This window comes from Pseudomonas sp. F1_0610 (assembly GCF_047470865.1).
In the GTDB taxonomy this organism is placed as follows: Bacteria; Pseudomonadota; Gammaproteobacteria; order Pseudomonadales; family Pseudomonadaceae; genus JAZDRH01.
On the sequence record NZ_JAZDRH010000013.1, the window covers coordinates 21,454 to 35,290 of the forward strand.

At 42.6% G+C, this 13,837-nt stretch carries 20 protein-coding genes; 7 read left to right on the forward strand and 13 right to left on the reverse strand.

Annotated features, from left to right (window positions below; all coding sequences use genetic code 11):
- The 3 genes from VQ643_RS08790 to VQ643_RS08800 form a co-directional block, all read right to left on the reverse strand.
- The coding region (locus tag VQ643_RS08790; protein WP_414199314.1) for a zinc-ribbon domain-containing protein at window positions 1-529 on the reverse strand (529 nt) is incomplete at its 3' end.
- Between the two features lie 34 nt (window positions 530-563).
- Window positions 564-1,439, reverse strand: coding sequence for a 50S ribosomal protein L11 methyltransferase (gene prmA, locus VQ643_RS08795; protein ID WP_414199315.1), 876 nt, complete (start codon window positions 1,437-1,439; stop codon window positions 564-566).
- A gap of 24 nt (window positions 1,440-1,463) precedes the next feature.
- Complete coding sequence (locus VQ643_RS08800; RefSeq protein ID WP_414199316.1) at window positions 1,464-2,627, reverse strand: 1-acyl-sn-glycerol-3-phosphate acyltransferase; 1,164 nt, start codon at window positions 2,625-2,627, stop codon at window positions 1,464-1,466.
- A gap of 174 nt (window positions 2,628-2,801) precedes the next feature.
- On the opposite strand from VQ643_RS08800, the gene VQ643_RS08805 reads away from it, so the two are divergent.
- Window positions 2,802-3,413, forward strand: a complete 612-nt coding sequence (locus VQ643_RS08805) for an SOS response-associated peptidase (protein ID WP_414199318.1) — start codon at window positions 2,802-2,804, stop codon at window positions 3,411-3,413.
- On the opposite strand, the gene VQ643_RS08810 is transcribed toward VQ643_RS08805, so the two are convergent.
- The 10 genes from VQ643_RS08810 to VQ643_RS08855 all read right to left on the reverse strand — a co-directional run bounded on the left by VQ643_RS08810 (window position 3,414) and on the right by VQ643_RS08855 (window position 10,385).
- Window positions 3,414-3,686: an HPr family phosphocarrier protein gene (locus VQ643_RS08810; protein ID WP_414199319.1), complete on the reverse strand. Its 273-nt coding sequence runs from the start codon at window positions 3,684-3,686 to the stop codon at window positions 3,414-3,416.
- Window positions 3,687-3,692: 6 nt separating this feature from the next.
- Complete coding sequence (gene rapZ, locus VQ643_RS08815) at window positions 3,693-4,562, reverse strand: RNase adapter RapZ (RefSeq protein WP_414199321.1); 870 nt, start codon at window positions 4,560-4,562, stop codon at window positions 3,693-3,695.
- A 12-nt stretch (window positions 4,563-4,574) separates the two neighbouring features.
- Window positions 4,575-5,057 (reverse strand): PTS IIA-like nitrogen regulatory protein PtsN, encoded by a 483-nt coding sequence (gene ptsN / locus VQ643_RS08820; RefSeq protein ID WP_414199323.1) that lies wholly within the window; start codon window positions 5,055-5,057, stop codon window positions 4,575-4,577.
- 9 nt (window positions 5,058-5,066) lie between these two features.
- Window positions 5,067-5,375: a ribosome hibernation-promoting factor, HPF/YfiA family gene (gene hpf / locus VQ643_RS08825; protein WP_414199324.1), complete on the reverse strand. Its 309-nt coding sequence runs from the start codon at window positions 5,373-5,375 to the stop codon at window positions 5,067-5,069.
- Window positions 5,376-5,451: 76 nt separating this feature from the next.
- The gene (locus VQ643_RS08830; protein WP_414199326.1) at window positions 5,452-6,885 is read right to left on the reverse strand and encodes an RNA polymerase factor sigma-54; all 1,434 of its coding nucleotides are present in this window, start codon (window positions 6,883-6,885) and stop codon (window positions 5,452-5,454) included.
- A 142-nt stretch (window positions 6,886-7,027) separates the two neighbouring features.
- On the reverse strand, window positions 7,028-7,753 hold the full coding sequence (gene lptB, locus VQ643_RS08835) for an LPS export ABC transporter ATP-binding protein (protein WP_414199328.1): 726 nt from the start codon (window positions 7,751-7,753) through the stop codon (window positions 7,028-7,030).
- A gap of 5 nt (window positions 7,754-7,758) precedes the next feature.
- The gene (gene lptA / locus VQ643_RS08840; protein WP_414199330.1) at window positions 7,759-8,286 is read right to left on the reverse strand and encodes a lipopolysaccharide transport periplasmic protein LptA; all 528 of its coding nucleotides are present in this window, start codon (window positions 8,284-8,286) and stop codon (window positions 7,759-7,761) included.
- Complete coding sequence (gene lptC, locus VQ643_RS08845) at window positions 8,273-8,860, reverse strand: LPS export ABC transporter periplasmic protein LptC (protein ID WP_414199332.1); 588 nt, start codon at window positions 8,858-8,860, stop codon at window positions 8,273-8,275. The genes lptA and lptC overlap by 14 nt, the downstream gene beginning before the upstream one ends.
- Window positions 8,861-8,874: 14 nt before the next feature.
- The gene (locus VQ643_RS08850; RefSeq protein ID WP_414199333.1) at window positions 8,875-9,411 is read right to left on the reverse strand and encodes a KdsC family phosphatase; all 537 of its coding nucleotides are present in this window, start codon (window positions 9,409-9,411) and stop codon (window positions 8,875-8,877) included.
- Entirely contained in the window at window positions 9,411-10,385 is a 975-nt protein-coding gene (locus tag VQ643_RS08855; protein ID WP_414199335.1) for a KpsF/GutQ family sugar-phosphate isomerase, read from the reverse strand. The genes VQ643_RS08850 and VQ643_RS08855 overlap by 1 nt, the downstream gene beginning before the upstream one ends.
- Before the next feature lie 158 nt (window positions 10,386-10,543).
- Between VQ643_RS08855 and VQ643_RS08860 the strand changes: the two genes are divergently transcribed.
- The 6 genes from VQ643_RS08860 to VQ643_RS08885 are packed head-to-tail and all read left to right on the forward strand — an operon-like array spanning window position 10,544 to window position 13,830.
- Window positions 10,544-11,353, forward strand: coding sequence for an ATP-binding cassette domain-containing protein (locus VQ643_RS08860; RefSeq protein ID WP_414199337.1), 810 nt, complete (start codon window positions 10,544-10,546; stop codon window positions 11,351-11,353).
- On the forward strand, window positions 11,350-12,144 hold the full coding sequence (mlaE, locus tag VQ643_RS08865; protein ID WP_414199339.1) for a lipid asymmetry maintenance ABC transporter permease subunit MlaE: 795 nt from the start codon (window positions 11,350-11,352) through the stop codon (window positions 12,142-12,144). Before VQ643_RS08860 ends, mlaE begins: the two co-directional genes overlap by 4 nt.
- Entirely contained in the window at window positions 12,144-12,608 is a 465-nt protein-coding gene (gene mlaD / locus VQ643_RS08870) for an outer membrane lipid asymmetry maintenance protein MlaD (RefSeq protein ID WP_414199341.1), read from the forward strand. The genes mlaE and mlaD overlap by 1 nt, the downstream gene beginning before the upstream one ends.
- A gap of 2 nt (window positions 12,609-12,610) precedes the next feature.
- Window positions 12,611-13,246 (forward strand): phospholipid-binding protein MlaC, encoded by a 636-nt coding sequence (locus VQ643_RS08875; RefSeq protein ID WP_414199342.1) that lies wholly within the window; start codon window positions 12,611-12,613, stop codon window positions 13,244-13,246.
- Window positions 13,243-13,560, forward strand: coding sequence for a lipid asymmetry maintenance protein MlaB (locus VQ643_RS08880; RefSeq protein ID WP_414199344.1), 318 nt, complete (start codon window positions 13,243-13,245; stop codon window positions 13,558-13,560). The genes VQ643_RS08875 and VQ643_RS08880 overlap by 4 nt, the downstream gene beginning before the upstream one ends.
- A 30-nt stretch (window positions 13,561-13,590) precedes the next feature.
- Window positions 13,591-13,830, forward strand: coding sequence for a BolA family protein (locus VQ643_RS08885; protein WP_414199345.1), 240 nt, complete (start codon window positions 13,591-13,593; stop codon window positions 13,828-13,830).
- Window positions 13,831-13,837 lie beyond the last annotated feature (7 nt).

Sequence of the window (13,837 nt, forward strand, 5' to 3'; positions counted from 1 at the left end):
CGGCAGGCTCGGCAGGCTCGGCAGGCTCGGCAGGCTCGGCAGGCTCGGCAGGCTCGGCAGGCTCGGCAGGCTCGGCAGGCTCGGCAGGCTCGGCAGGCTCGGCAGGCTCGGCAGGCTCGGCAGGCTCGGCAGGCTCGGCAAACTTACTAGGCTCGCCTATAGTGTTAGAGAAAAACTCTTTGAATTGCGCCTCAAGCTGGTTGAGATCTTGCGTATCTAACAGTGCGTTTACAGAGGCGCTTTCCTGTTGCTTAAGTAGCTTTTGTTTGTCGTTTGTAACACTATGATGAGTGGCGCTAATAGTATCGGTATCTCTCGGAGTGCTGGCTTGTGCGGTATGTTCAAAGGAACTCAATGCATCATGCAATACAGGAATAATAAGAGGTTCAGTTATTAAATGCTGCTTGGCATTAAATACCTGAGAACAAGAGCCACAGCGTACCTTGCCTTGAGCAACTTCTAGATGCTCAGGTTTTAAGCGGAAGCGAGTTTGGCAAAAAGGGCACTGGGTAATTAAATTATTGCTCATAGTTATTCACTGCTAATAGCACGGCGTTAGGCGTTTAGCGACGCACACCACTAATGCGCACCCAGCCTTCTTTTTCAGTGGTAAGATCAAGCGCAAAATCCTTTTCATAGGCTTGACGCACATCTTCTGCCTGTTCGGCTAATATGCCAGATAAAGCTAGACGCGTCCCTAGTTTTGTATGCGAGGTGATAACAGGTGCAAGTTCTACTAAAGGGCCTGCAAGAATATTGGCGACTACAACATCAAAGGATTGTTGGGGCATATCTTTAGGTAGATATAAATCAAACTGAGTATCTGGAATTTGATTGCGCTGTGCGTTATCACGTGAAGCTTCTAGGGCTTGTGGATCAATATCTGTGCCCACAGCATGCTGAGCACCTAGCAATAATCCTGCTATGGCTAGAATGCCTGAGCCACAGCCAAAATCAAGTAATTGGCTATGATCGAGGTTTTGCTGATCTAGCCATTCTAAGCATAGTGCTGTTGTAGGGTGTGTACCTGTGCCGAAGGCTAGGCCTGGGTCGAGTAATAGGTTGACAGCTTGAGGCTCAGGTGCTTGATGCCAGCTAGGTACTATCCAGAGACGTTTGCCAAACTGCATTGGATGGAAGTTATCCATCCAACTACGTTCCCAGTCTTGATCTTCAATAGTCTCAAACGCTGTTTCAGGTAACTGGTTATTGCGCAGTTGCAATTGAGCAAGCACTTGTTCTTGTGTAACGTCGCTTTCAAATAAAGCTAACAAATGTGTCTGTGTCCATAGCGGTGTTGTGCCTAAATCTGGTTCATAGATAGGCTGATCTTGGGCGTCCATAAAGGTAACAGAAACTGCGCCCATCTCTAGCAGTTGATCTTCCCAGTGGTTTGCCTGTTCAGGTGTAATAGCAAGTCGAACTTGTAGCCAAGCCATGTTTAAACCTTTATTCATCGTAAGTTAGCAGGGCTGTGGCACTGCTTGTTGTAATAAGTAGTAGTTTTGTACCGGATTGGCGTATTGCTCAATTAAGTACGGCAAATGCTCAGCTGGGCATTGTGCGCTACGTTTAGCTAGATAGGCGGTAGCTTGAGCTAGCTCTTCTGCAGAAAAGGCAGGAGGTGTTACCTTTAGTTGTTGATCACGCTTACCCCATTGCTGCCATGCAAGGTAATGAATAGGGCGTAATTGGTAATTACCAATAATTTGAATATCAATTGCTTTAGCTAGTGCTTTAGGGTTGTCACTAGCCTCTTTAATTATTGGGCAAAAGTGGATGTGCACACGACCTTTGTAACCAGTAATACCTTTGGCAATACTGGCGTCATCTTCACCGCTGGCTTTATTGTAGGCGCCTGTGCTGTCTAGCATATAAAGCTCACGCGCTTTGGCTAGATCGCAAGGATCATATTCATAACTAATAGATACTGGCATCAAGTTGAGAGACTGGATAACTGACGCAAAATCTTCATCTTTGCGGCTCATATGAAACATTTTCAAAATAGCGCTATCTGTCTCATCATTGCCATCTTTAGCCCGGCCTTCTGCTTGGGCAATCCAAATAGAGGCGTTGTCTTGAGTGATAGACTGATTAATGTAGTCAGATAGCTGTAAAAAAGCAGCGAGTTTTTCGCGGCGCCCTTCAACGGAGCGTTTGACAATAAAGCTTTTATTCAAGCGCATGAGATCGCTAACAAAGGGGCGCTGTAATAGATTATCGCCAATCGCAATGCGTGGAGTAGCTTGTTTTGCCCTATACATAGCATAGGTTACCAAGGCAGGATCCATCACAATATCACGATGGTTAGCCATTAGTAAGTGTGCTTGTTGGTCTTGTAAATGCTCTAAGCCACTGATAGTAAAACTATCACAGGTTGAATCAATACTCTTGGCTACATAGCTTTCAACCAGTAGCTGTACATCGTCAACGGTTTTTAAGTTGCGTGTTTTAGCTTTTAAGCGCCAAGCGACGAGGCGGCGTAATAAGGGGCCTAAATAACGATGAAGGCGTGGAAAGCTAAAGCTAGAAATAGTATTTAGAAAGGCTTGATCCGATTGCAAGCGCTGAAGAATGCTTGAAACTTCATTGTCATTAAAAGGGCGAATATCGCTGAATGGATCCATTTTCTACTCATTAACTGATGATGGAGCGTTGGGCATCATAGATGTAAAGTGGGCTACTATACACTATTAGTAAAATGGGTTTAATTATTACATGCTCTATCAGCGTTAAACTAGGCGATAAGCACGTATTTAGTTGAATGAATAGGTCAAATTTTTCGGTAAGGTTGTTAATTTATGGCGGGACGCATTGCTTTATTTGAGTGGCCGCAAACATTAAGTGTTATTTCAGGTTTTCCACAAAACATGCAGGCACATTGGAATTTAGTGCCTAATAAGTCTGTTCTAATGTTACGTCAAGAAAGCGATCTTCAAGCTGATTTAGCCTTATGGGGGCTAACACCACAATGGATGACTGACTTTTCAAGAGCAGCGCCCCATGCGCGCCTTGAAACAATAGAACAGCAACCTATGTTTAAACAAGCGTATGCCCAACGGCGTTGCGCCATTGTTGCCAATGGTTTTTTTGAATGGCGTGGCAAAGAGCGTAAGCAGGCGTATTGGTTATTCCAAGCTCAGCAGCCGCTTATTTTTTTGGCTGGTATTTGGGAATCCTTTGACATTGCAGGCAAGCAGTATTTGAGCGTGGCAATGCTGACTTATCAAGCGGCTCAATTACGTCGTCCCCTTTTATTGAATAAGAAGATGATGCGTCGTTGGCTAAATAAAGATGAATCTTTGGTAGGGCTGGCTGATGATCTGGTAGTGCAGCCTCAGCTTTTTGAGCGCAAGGTGAGTCGTTGGGTGAGTGATCCAGACTTTGATGGGCCGGAGTGTTTGATGCCTTAACTATTGTTCTTCATCAAAATAACGATTCACTAAATCGATCAGAGCTGCTTGTGCTTGTTCTTCTTGTTCGCCATCGGTAATCAGCACTAGGCTTGTACCTTTACTAGCAGCAAGCATCATGACAGACATAATATTTTTCCCATCAGATAGCTGTTCTGCGCTGCGTCCTACTTTTATACTGCAAGGAAAGGCAGAGGCAGTGCTAACAAATTTAGCGGCCGCACGTGCATGTAAACCTAGTTTATTAATGATATGAAGTTCGCAGCGTTGCATAGGCAGTTATTGACCTTCTAGTTTTAAATCGCGGTGACGTACTTGAACGTTATTAAGTTCAGCACTGAGCGCTTCACTTAAACGCTGAGCCAGATAAACTGAGCGATGACGTCCGCCTGTGCAGCCAATGGCTATGGTGACATAAGCACGATTGCTAGCGGCAATACGTGGCAGCCATTTGCTTAGGTAAGTGTAGATATCTTGATACATTTCTTCGGCATCGTGCTGGCCACTTAAATAGTCTTTGATGGCTTGATCTAATCCAGAAAGTGGACGCAGATCTGGCTTCCAATAAGGATTAGGTAGGCAGCGTACATCAAAAACTAAATCTGCATCAATAGGAATTCCGCGCTTAAAACCAAAGGACTCAACTAGAAATGCGGTAGTGGGTTCGGGGCGCTCTAATAGCTGGAGTTTAATAGTATCTCTTAGCTGGTAGAGGTTTAACTCACTGGTATCAATGCTGACATCAGCTAAGGATGCAATGGGCTCTAAAACTGTATTTTCATCTTCAATGGCCTCTGCTAGAGAACGTGTATCGTTCGTTAGCGGATGCCGTCGGCGGGTCTCTGAAAAACGCTTGAGTAAGGTTTTGTCATCAGCATCAAGATAGAGAATTTGACAATCAATATTGCGCTCGCGGACTGTTTGCAGCAAAGCTGGAAATTGTGCTAGCTGATTAGGCATATTACGAGCATCAATAGATACCGCAACCAGCGGATGCAACAGCTCTGCTGAGAGCAAGGTGCGCTCAGCAAGCTGGGGCAGCAATAAAGCGGGAAGATTATCTATACAATAAAAATCGTTATCTTCAAGTACATCAAGCGCTGTGCTCTTGCCTGAACCAGAACGTCCACTAACGATAATTAATCGCATGTGATCCTCAAGTTAGTCTGCATTGTGTAGCTGTGGTGCAGGTTGTGCATTAATAACAGCTTTATAGAGGGCTTCGCTGTTAGTGGCTTGGCGTAATTGCTCTAAAGTAGTTGGTTTTTCTAAAATAGTAGCAATTTGCCTTAACAGCTCTAAATGCTCGTCTGTAGCTTCTTCTGGTACTAAAAGTACAAAAAGTAAGTCTACGGGCTCTCCATCAATTGAATCGAAGTCAATGGGTGTTTCTAGATGAAGTACTGCACTAATAGGTGAAGTACAGCCTGGCATGCGGCAATGAGGAATAGCTATTCCGTTACCAAAGCCAGTAGAGCCTAAGCGTTCGCGGGCAATTAAGTTTTCAAACAAGGCATCCTCATCGATATCGCTTTGATCGTTAGCGACAAGGTGTGCAATTTGTTCTAAAACGCGTTTTTTACTGCCACCCAGCGCGTTGACTAGGCAACGGCTGGGGGTCAGGATTTGTTCTATTGAAATCATTGTTTAGTATCAGCGGTCGAGAACGCCTTTTTGTCGATCTAACAATTTCTCTTTATGTTTAATCAACTGGCGATCGAGTTTATCAACTAATAAGTCTATTGCAGCATACATATCTTCATGTTCAGCATTGCCTACAATATCTCCACCAGCAATAAGCAAGGTTGCATCTACTTTTTGCTTAAGCTTTTCTACACTGAGAATCACATTAGCACTGGTGATCTTATCGTAATGCCGCTCTAGTTTAGCAAATTTCTCGCTAACATAGTCACGTAAGGCATCAGTAACTTCTAATTGGTGTCCGGTAATGTTGACTTGCATACTGCTCTCCTTAATCAACCCAATCAAAATACAAGCGATTTGCTGTATTTCTAGGCTAGTTTACCCATAGTTACACTTATAAACGTTGCTTACGCTCACTAGACGATAAGATTCCTAAGGATTCTCTATACTTAGCAATGGTGCGTCTAGCCACTTGAATACCTTGTTCCTCTAGTAAATCAACAATTTTGCTATCACTCAAGGGTTTTTTGGGATCTTCTTTTTCAACCAGCTTACGAATTAGAGCACGAATAGCAGTTGATGAAAATTCACCACCTTCGGCTGTATTAACGTGACTAGAAAAGAAATACTTTAGTTCAAAAATCCCTCGAGGAGTATGCATATACTTTTGGGTAGTAGCGCGTGAAATGGTAGATTCGTGCATGCCAAGTTGTTCGGCAACTTCTGCTAACACAAGAGGTTTCATCGCCTCTGGGCCTTCTTCAAAGAAGCCTTTTTGCACGTTTAAAATAGTTGTGGCTACTTTGAGTAGTGTTTCACTTCGACTTTGTAAGCTCTTAATAAACCATTTTGCCTCTTGCAGCTGATTGCGCATATAGAGGTTGTCATCGCTTTGATCTGCTCTTTGGATAAAGCTTTGGTAATAACTATTTATGTTGAGTTTAGGCATTACTTCAGGGTTAAGTTCTACCAGCCAGCGGCTCTTTTCTTTACGCACAATAATATCTGGAATGATATAGGTTGCTTCTTCTCCACCGATAGAGGCACCAGGTTTTGGATCAAGCGTTTTAATTAATCGCGTAATAGCACTTAACTCATCCATATTAATTTTTAGACGGCGTAAAACTAAACTAAAGTCTTTTCCGCCTAGTTGATCTAAAAACTGTGTGCAGAGTTTTTTAGCCTGTGCTAGATAAGCAGTGTCTTCAGGTAATTGGTTTAATTGTAGTAATAGGCATTCACTGAGATTGCGGGCTGCTACGCCAGTTGGCTCAAAGTGTTGTATGCGATGTAATACAACCTGCACTTCATCTAGCTCAATACCTAGCTCAGGCGCAAAGCTGGCGCAAATATCTTCTAAAGGTTCGCGTAAGTAGCCGTCCGCGTCTAATGCGTCTATTAAGGTGGTAGCAATAAGGCGGTCGATATCGGTCATGGGCGCTAAATTAAGCTGCCAAAGTAGATGATCGTAAAGATCAGGAATGGCGGCTGTAGTTGCACCATAATCCCAGTCTTCGCTAGCTACAGGTAAATTGCTGGCGCTGGTTTGGTAGATATCTTCCCAAGCAGTGTCTATCGGTAGATTTTCAGGAATTTGCTCAGACCATGGGTTTTCATCTTGACGGTCAAGCTCTGCTTTATTGGTGTTATCTTTTATTTCAATACTATTGCTGGCATCTTCTAGCTCTAGCATTGGGTTTGACTCTAATGCTTGCTGAATTTCAGTTTGTAAGTCCAAGCTTGAAAGTTGAAGCAAACGAATAGCCTGCTGCAACTGAGGCGTCATGCTCAGTTGTTGGCCCAATTTGAGGACAAGCGAGGCTTTCATAGATAAATCAAAACTCCAAATAAAATAGCTGTGAACACTGTAGCAAATTTTATGCCTGAATTTTTGATCTTTGGCTAGTGTTGAGCGCTAAACTTTAGCACAAGAAGAAAAGTAGGCAGCTAAAGCCGCCTACAGAATATGACTAGAGACGGAATTCGTGCCCTAAGTAGACTTCTTTAACGGTTTCGTTGTTTAAAACAGTTTCAGAATCACCTTCTGCAATAATCTTACCGCTGTTAACAATATAGGCTTTTTCACAGATATCTAGTGTTTCGCGCACATTGTGATCAGTAATTAAAACGCCAATATTTTTACTTTTTAGATGATAAATAATCTGTTTAATATCACTAACAGAAATAGGATCGACACCGGCAAAAGGTTCATCAAGCAAGATAAATTTAGGGTTGGTAGCTAAGGCGCGTGCAATTTCAACACGACGGCGTTCACCACCGGATAGACTCATACCTAGGCTGTCGCGGATATGGGTAATGTTAAACTCTTTGAGTAAGCTTTCCATTTCTGCCATACGCTGCTCTTTTGAAAGTTCAGGGCGTATTTCTAGAATACTTAAAATATTTTCGCTAACCGTCATTTTGCGAAAAATAGAAGCTTCTTGAGGAAGATAGCCAACTCCAGACTTGGCTCGGCCATGCATAGGCAAAAACGTGATGTCTTGATCATCAATGCTGACGGTGCCATTATCTGAGCGTACTAAGCCTACTATCATATAAAAGCAGGTGGTTTTCCCAGCGCCATTTGGCCCAAGTAAACCTACAATCTGGCCACTTTCAATACGTATGCTGACATCATGAACTACAGTGCGCTTTTTATAGCTTTTGGCAAGGTGCTTGGCTGAAAGTACGCTCATAAGTATTAGTTACCTGATTCTTTCTTAGGCTGAATAATCATATCAATGCGTTTATTACCAGTGCCGGTATTGCCACCTAAGCTGCCTGCGTTAATGATTTGGCGTTTGGTGTCATAAACAATTTTCTCACCTTCAAAGGTATTACCTTGTTGGATGATTTTCCCATTACCAGTAATAACGACTCGGTCTTGGCTAACTAGATATTGAATTTGTTGCCCATAAGACTTAACCACTTCTTTGTCGACATCAGGTTTTTGCTCAAAGTAGGCAGGGCCACCATTAGAAGTAAAGGTGCGAATGCTGCCATCTGGGTTTTGTGTAATAGTGACAGTATTACCTTTTACAATCATGGTGCCTTGAGTCATGATTACATTGCCCTTGTAGACAGCAACGCGTTCTTTTTCATCAAGTTGACCTGTATCGGCCTGGATACGAATAGGTTGTTCACGGTCACTAGGCAGAGCTGTAGCTGTTAAGCTGCTCAATGTTAGGCTTAGTGCTAACAGCGTTTTATAATAATTAGCGAACTTCATGCTCACCTCGAACATTTGACAACAAGTTAACTTTGCCGTCATTAATAAATGCTTCCATTCCGATTGCAGTGGTTGTATCTAGGTTGGTTTCCATGCGCACGGATTCTTTAGTTTTTGCGATATTTTCATCAGGTATATAGGTGAGGCGCTGAGTTGTTAGTACGCTGTTCCGTTGTAGCTCGTCCATACGGCTAATTCGTACATTGTCAATTAACTCTACCTCTTTACCCGCTGGGCTTACTTCGCCCTTGTCACTAATAATATGCCAAGGTATATCACTCGTTTTGCGATACAAGGACATATTGGGTCTATCGACGTAAGAAATATCAGTTTCAAGTATATGATCTAGTTTTTTGGCTAGTAGTACATAACGTAAATGACCTTCTTCATTAAACTGAATGCTTTCTGAGTTTGTTACAAAAAAATCAATAGTTTGTGTAGCCATATTTTGATCAGAATTAGTTTTGCTATCACTTGACCAGTCAATGTAACCCAGTGCCGCTAATAACAGGGCAAACGGCAAAAAGAAAATAGTGTAGCGAATATAGTTGGGTAATGTGGAAAAATTGAGCATCTGTCCCATCGCTATTACAAATAAGAATTAAGTACGTTTTCCAATGATCCTTGAGCCGCCATAATAATTTGGCAAAACTCGCGTGCAGCACCTTCACCGCCTTTAGCTTGAGTGACATAGTCAGCATGGGCTTTAATGAAAGGCTCTGCATTAGCTACAGCAGCACCAAAGGCTACACGACGAATAACGGCCAAATCGGGTAAATCATCGCCTAGATAGGCAACATTTTCGTAAGAAAGTTTAAGTGTGCTTAACAATTCATCTAAGGCTGTAAGCTTATCTTCACGGCCTTGATAAAGATGTGAAATGCCTAGATTTTTTGCCCGTAACTCAACTACTGCAGAGCGTCTGCCTGTAATAATAGCAGTATCTACTCCAGAGCGTTGTAGCATCTTAATGCCTTGGCCGTCTAAAGTGTTAAAAGATTTAAATTCACTGCCATCGGCTAGAAAATACAGACGACCATCTGTTAATACGCCATCTACATCAAACACCGCTAAGCGTATGTTCTGTATCCGTTGTTTTAGTTCGGCTGCAAGTATTGGCGACATTAGATTACCCCTGCTCGTAAAAGGTCATGCATAGTGATGGCACCAATAGTTTGTTGCTTAGCATCCAATACAGGTAGCTGGCTAATTTTAAAATCTTCCATAATTTTTAGCGCCTGGGCGGCAAGCATATCAGGTTGAACAAATTTTCCACCTTTGGTCATTAGCTCATCTATTGTGGCTTGGCGAACATCAATTCCTTTGTCTAGCGCACGGCGTAAGTCGCCATCTGTAAAAATTCCAGCAAGTTGGTTTTGTTCGTCCACGATAAGTGTCATGCCTAAGCCTTTTTTAGTCATTTCGAGCAAGGCAGCTTTTAACTCCATACCTGGTTGTACACAAGGCAACTCATCGCCTTGATGCATAATATCTTTTACACGCAGTAAAAGACGGCGTCCAAGCGCACCACCTGGGTGAGAAAATGCAAAGTCTTCAGCTGTAAAGCCACGGGCTTCCAATAGTGCAATAGCTAAAGCATCGCCTAAAACCAAGGTTACAGTGGTTGATGAGGTGGGTGCCAAGTTGAGAGGGCAGGCCTCTTTTTCAACGCTGGTGTCTAAATTAACCTGAGCGCTTTGTGCCATGACAGATTGTGCATTGCCAGTCATGGTAATGAAGGGGATCCCCATGCGTTGGATAAGCGGAATTAAAGTAACCACTTCATTGGTTGTGCCTGAATTTGAAATGGCAAGTACGACATCATTTTGAGTGATCATGCCCATATCGCCATGGCTTGCTTCAGCAGGGTGAACAAAAAAGGCAGGGCTGCCTGTGCTGGCGAGTGTAGCCGCAATTTTGCGCCCAATATGTCCAGATTTGCCCATGCCTACAACAACAATGCGACCTTTGCAGGCAAGCAGTAGTTGGCAGGCCTTTTCAAAGTCTGCATTAATGCGTTGCTTGAGGTGTTCAATAGCTTGCATCTCTAGAGAAATGGTGCGTTTAGCAGAATCTATTAAACTGATTGAATGGGTCATGGGTCTACACTGCGGAAAAAAAATCAATTATACGCAATTTATTTCAAACGCTCACCTATCATCTAGAGCAAAGCTTGGGAAGGTGACATAAACAGTGTATATTTGGCAGTTTGCAGGCGCTTTAAATCAGTAAAAATACTGGCGAAGGAGTGATTTAGATGGCTAAAGGCGAGTTTGCCGTCGAGTTAAAGGGCGTCACCTTTAGTCGAGGCTCGCGTAAAATTTATGACAATGTCGATTTGCAAATACCGCGTGGTAGTGTTGTAGGCATTATGGGGCCATCAGGCTGTGGTAAAACCACGCTGCTGCGCCTAATCGCAGCCCAATTAATGCCTGAAAAAGGTCAAGTTATAGTTAATGATAAAAATCTTCCTAGCCTTTCTCGCAGCGCTTTATTTGAAATGCGTAAACAGTTTGGTGTGCTATTTCAAAGTGGTGCTTTATTTACCGACTTAAATGTCTTTGAAAATGTTGCATTTCCTCTACGAGTTCACACAAAACTGCCCGATGAAATTATTTGTGACATTGTTTTAATGAAGTTACAGGCAGTAGGGTTAAGAGGGGCTATAGAGTTAATGCCAGATGAACTGTCTGGTGGAATGAAACGACGTGTAGCTTTGGCACGTGCCATTGCATTAGACCCAGAAATTCTTCTTTATGACGAACCTTTTGTAGGTCAGGACCCTATTGCCAAAGGCGTGCTAGTACGCTTGATTCGTTTGTTGAATGATGCTTTAGGTATTACAAGTATTGTGGTTTCACATGATATCGCAGAGACAGCTAGTATTGCGGACTACATTTATGTTGTTGGAGATGCTCAAGTACTAGGTTATGGCACACCTGATGAGTTAATGAATTCAACAGACCCAAGGGTGTTACAGTTTATGCAAGGCTCACCAGATGGACCTGTTCCTTTTCATTTTAAAGCGCCTAACTACCAAGAACAGCTGTTAGGAAAAAGAAAATGATTAGCCTAATTGTTGAAAAACTAAGTTTGTTAGGGCGCTCTGGGTTAGCTGTTATTCGAGCAATGGGGCGCTCAGTGATTTTTTTAATGCACGCTATTTTAGGGCGTGCAAGTGCGGGTAAAGGCTTGCACTTATTGGTTAAGCAGCTTTACTCGGTAGGTGTATTATCTCTGCCAATTATTGTGGTGTCTGGCTTGTTTATTGGCATGGTTCTAGCTTTGCAAGGTTACAGTATTTTGGTGGGCTTTGGCTCAGAGCAAGCTGTAGGGCAGATGGTCTCTTTAACCTTGCTTCGTGAGTTAGGCCCTGTAGTGACAGCACTATTGTTTGCAGGGCGTGCTGGTTCGGCGCTGACGGCAGAAATTGGCAATATGAAATCAACAGAGCAACTATCTAGTTTAGAAATGATAGGAGTTGACCCTTTAAAGTATATTGTTGCGCCTAGGTTATGGGCAGGCTTCATTTCTATGCCATTGTTGGCAGCTATCTTTACTGTAGTTGGCATCTGGGGCGGGGCTATGGTGGCTGTAGATTGGCTCGGTGTATATGACGGCTCATATTGGGGCAATATGCAAAATAGCGTTAGCTTTGATAAAGATGTAGTTAATGGCGTTATTAAAAGTATTGTTTTTGCTTTAGTTGTTACTTGGATTGCGGTATTTCAAGGCTATGATTGTGAGCCTACTTCTGAAGGTATTAGCCGCGCTACTACCCGTACAGTGGTGTATGCATCTTTAGCTGTATTAGGTTTGGATTTTATTTTGACGGCTTTAATGTTTGGAGATTTCTAATGCGTGAGCGCACGTTAGAGTTAGTAGTCGGTTTGTTTTTGTTAGCCGGTATCTTCGCTTTAGTTTTATTAGCATTACGTGTAAGCGGGCTAAGCGTTGGCGGCGGGCAAGAAACCTATCGAGTTTATGCCTACTTTGATAATGTGGCGGGTTTAACTACCCGAGCCAAGGTGAGTATGGCGGGAGTTAATGTGGGTAAGGTTACCGCTATTGAGTTGGATGAGTTTGTAAGCAAGGTGACTATTGAGCTAGATAAAAAAGTCAATTACATCCCCGCAGACAGTACTGCCTCTATTATGACTGCCGGTTTATTAGGTGAGAAATACATCAGCATTAGTCAAGGTGGTGATGCAGAAGTATTAGAAAATGAAAGCATAGTGTATGACACCCAATCCTCTTTAATACTAGAAGAGTTGATTGGGAAATTTTTATTAAATACTGTAAATAGTGATAAAAAGGATTAATTATGTTGCGTTTTATACGTAATTTAGGTTTAGCTGTAATGATGGTGTTACCTGTATGGGCACAGGCTAACACAGTAGAAACACCTTACACTGTAGTTAAAAATACAACAGATGCTTTACTGGCAGACTTAAAAGTCAATAAAGAAAACTACAAACAAAATCCGCAATTGTTTTATCAGGCAATGAATAATATTTTAGCGCCTGTAGTAGATGTTGAAGGTATTTCGCGTAGTGTGATGACTGTGCGCTTTGCTAACCAGGCAAGCCCAGAACAAATGGCACGCTTTCAAGAAAATTTTAAACAAGGATTAATGCAGTTCTATGGCAATGCACTGTTAGAATATAACAACCAGTCTATTCGTATTTTACCAGAAGCACGTCAGCGTAATCCTAAACGTGCCGAAGTGCAGATGGAAGTAACTGATACTAATGGCACAGTTTACCCTATGTCCTATACCATGGAGCTTAAAAATGGCCATTGGCAAGTACGCAATGTGATCATTAATGGTATTAATATTGGTAAGCTGTTTCGTGATCAGTTCGCAGAAGCTATGCAGAAAAACCGTAATAATTTAGACCTAGTTATTAATGACTGGGCAAATATTGTTGGCAAAGCTAAAGAAGGTAATAGCAAGTGAGCCAAGCACAGGTTGCTTTAGAGCAAACGGGTATTCTGCACCTGAGTGGGGTATTGGATTACAGTACGGGTAACGCCTTGTGTGAACAAGGCAAAAAACTGATTGCTAGCTGCAGCCATAGCAACATTGTTATAGACTGCGCACAAGTAAGTAAGTCAAGTAGTGTTGGTGTTGCTTTGGTCTTGGCTTTCATACGTGCTACTTTAGCCAGCAGTAAAAACTATCAAGTGCGAAATTTACCTAATGATATGCAGCAAATTGCACAGGTATGTGGTTTAGAATCCGTATTAATCAGTCAGCACCAGGCTGAATGATAGACACCTTTTGATGTTGAGAGTTTTGGCATGTATTTTGAAGAATTAAAGCAAGCTATTGAATCGGCTTTTACAGATGCTCATGTGGAACGTGATGGCGACTCCTGTAGTTTTACTTTATTAATCTGTAGTGATGAACTGGCAGCGCAAAGCCCAGTCAAACGTCAACAGGCTATTTATCGTGAAATTAATCCATGGATTGCCGATGGACGTGTGCACGCGGTAAGTATGAAATTCTTTAATAAAGCAGCTTGGGCTGCTCGCGCGTAAGAGTAAT

What these genes read in the sequence shown, in the direction of transcription:
- mlaE (WP_414199339.1), top strand. Translation starts at nt 11,350, where the DNA reads ATGATTAGCCTAATTGTTGAAAAACTAAGTTTGTTAGGGCGCTCTGGG.
- VQ643_RS08885 (WP_414199345.1), top strand. Translation starts at nt 13,591, where the DNA reads ATGTATTTTGAAGAATTAAAGCAAGCTATTGAATCGGCTTTTACAGAT.
- lptC (WP_414199332.1), bottom strand. Translation starts at nt 8,860, where the DNA reads ATGCTCAATTTTTCCACATTACCCAACTATATTCGCTACACTATTTTC.
- VQ643_RS08875 (WP_414199342.1), top strand. Translation starts at nt 12,611, where the DNA reads ATGTTGCGTTTTATACGTAATTTAGGTTTAGCTGTAATGATGGTGTTA.
- VQ643_RS08860 (WP_414199337.1), top strand. Translation starts at nt 10,544, where the DNA reads ATGGCTAAAGGCGAGTTTGCCGTCGAGTTAAAGGGCGTCACCTTTAGT.
- hpf (WP_414199324.1), bottom strand. Translation starts at nt 5,375, where the DNA reads ATGCAAGTCAACATTACCGGACACCAATTAGAAGTTACTGATGCCTTA.
- mlaD (WP_414199341.1), top strand. Translation starts at nt 12,144, where the DNA reads ATGCGTGAGCGCACGTTAGAGTTAGTAGTCGGTTTGTTTTTGTTAGCC.
- lptB (WP_414199328.1), bottom strand. Translation starts at nt 7,753, where the DNA reads ATGAGCGTACTTTCAGCCAAGCACCTTGCCAAAAGCTATAAAAAGCGC.
- lptA (WP_414199330.1), bottom strand. Translation starts at nt 8,286, where the DNA reads ATGAAGTTCGCTAATTATTATAAAACGCTGTTAGCACTAAGCCTAACA.
- rapZ (WP_414199321.1), bottom strand. Translation starts at nt 4,562, where the DNA reads ATGCGATTAATTATCGTTAGTGGACGTTCTGGTTCAGGCAAGAGCACA.
- VQ643_RS08830 (WP_414199326.1), bottom strand. Translation starts at nt 6,885, where the DNA reads ATGAAAGCCTCGCTTGTCCTCAAATTGGGCCAACAACTGAGCATGACG.
- VQ643_RS08810 (WP_414199319.1), bottom strand. Translation starts at nt 3,686, where the DNA reads ATGCAACGCTGCGAACTTCATATCATTAATAAACTAGGTTTACATGCA.
- VQ643_RS08855 (WP_414199335.1), bottom strand. Translation starts at nt 10,385, where the DNA reads ATGACCCATTCAATCAGTTTAATAGATTCTGCTAAACGCACCATTTCT.
- VQ643_RS08850 (WP_414199333.1), bottom strand. Translation starts at nt 9,411, where the DNA reads ATGTCGCCAATACTTGCAGCCGAACTAAAACAACGGATACAGAACATA.
- VQ643_RS08805 (WP_414199318.1), top strand. Translation starts at nt 2,802, where the DNA reads ATGGCGGGACGCATTGCTTTATTTGAGTGGCCGCAAACATTAAGTGTT.
- prmA (WP_414199315.1), bottom strand. Translation starts at nt 1,439, where the DNA reads ATGGCTTGGCTACAAGTTCGACTTGCTATTACACCTGAACAGGCAAAC.
- VQ643_RS08800 (WP_414199316.1), bottom strand. Translation starts at nt 2,627, where the DNA reads ATGGATCCATTCAGCGATATTCGCCCTTTTAATGACAATGAAGTTTCA.
- ptsN (WP_414199323.1), bottom strand. Translation starts at nt 5,057, where the DNA reads ATGATTTCAATAGAACAAATCCTGACCCCCAGCCGTTGCCTAGTCAAC.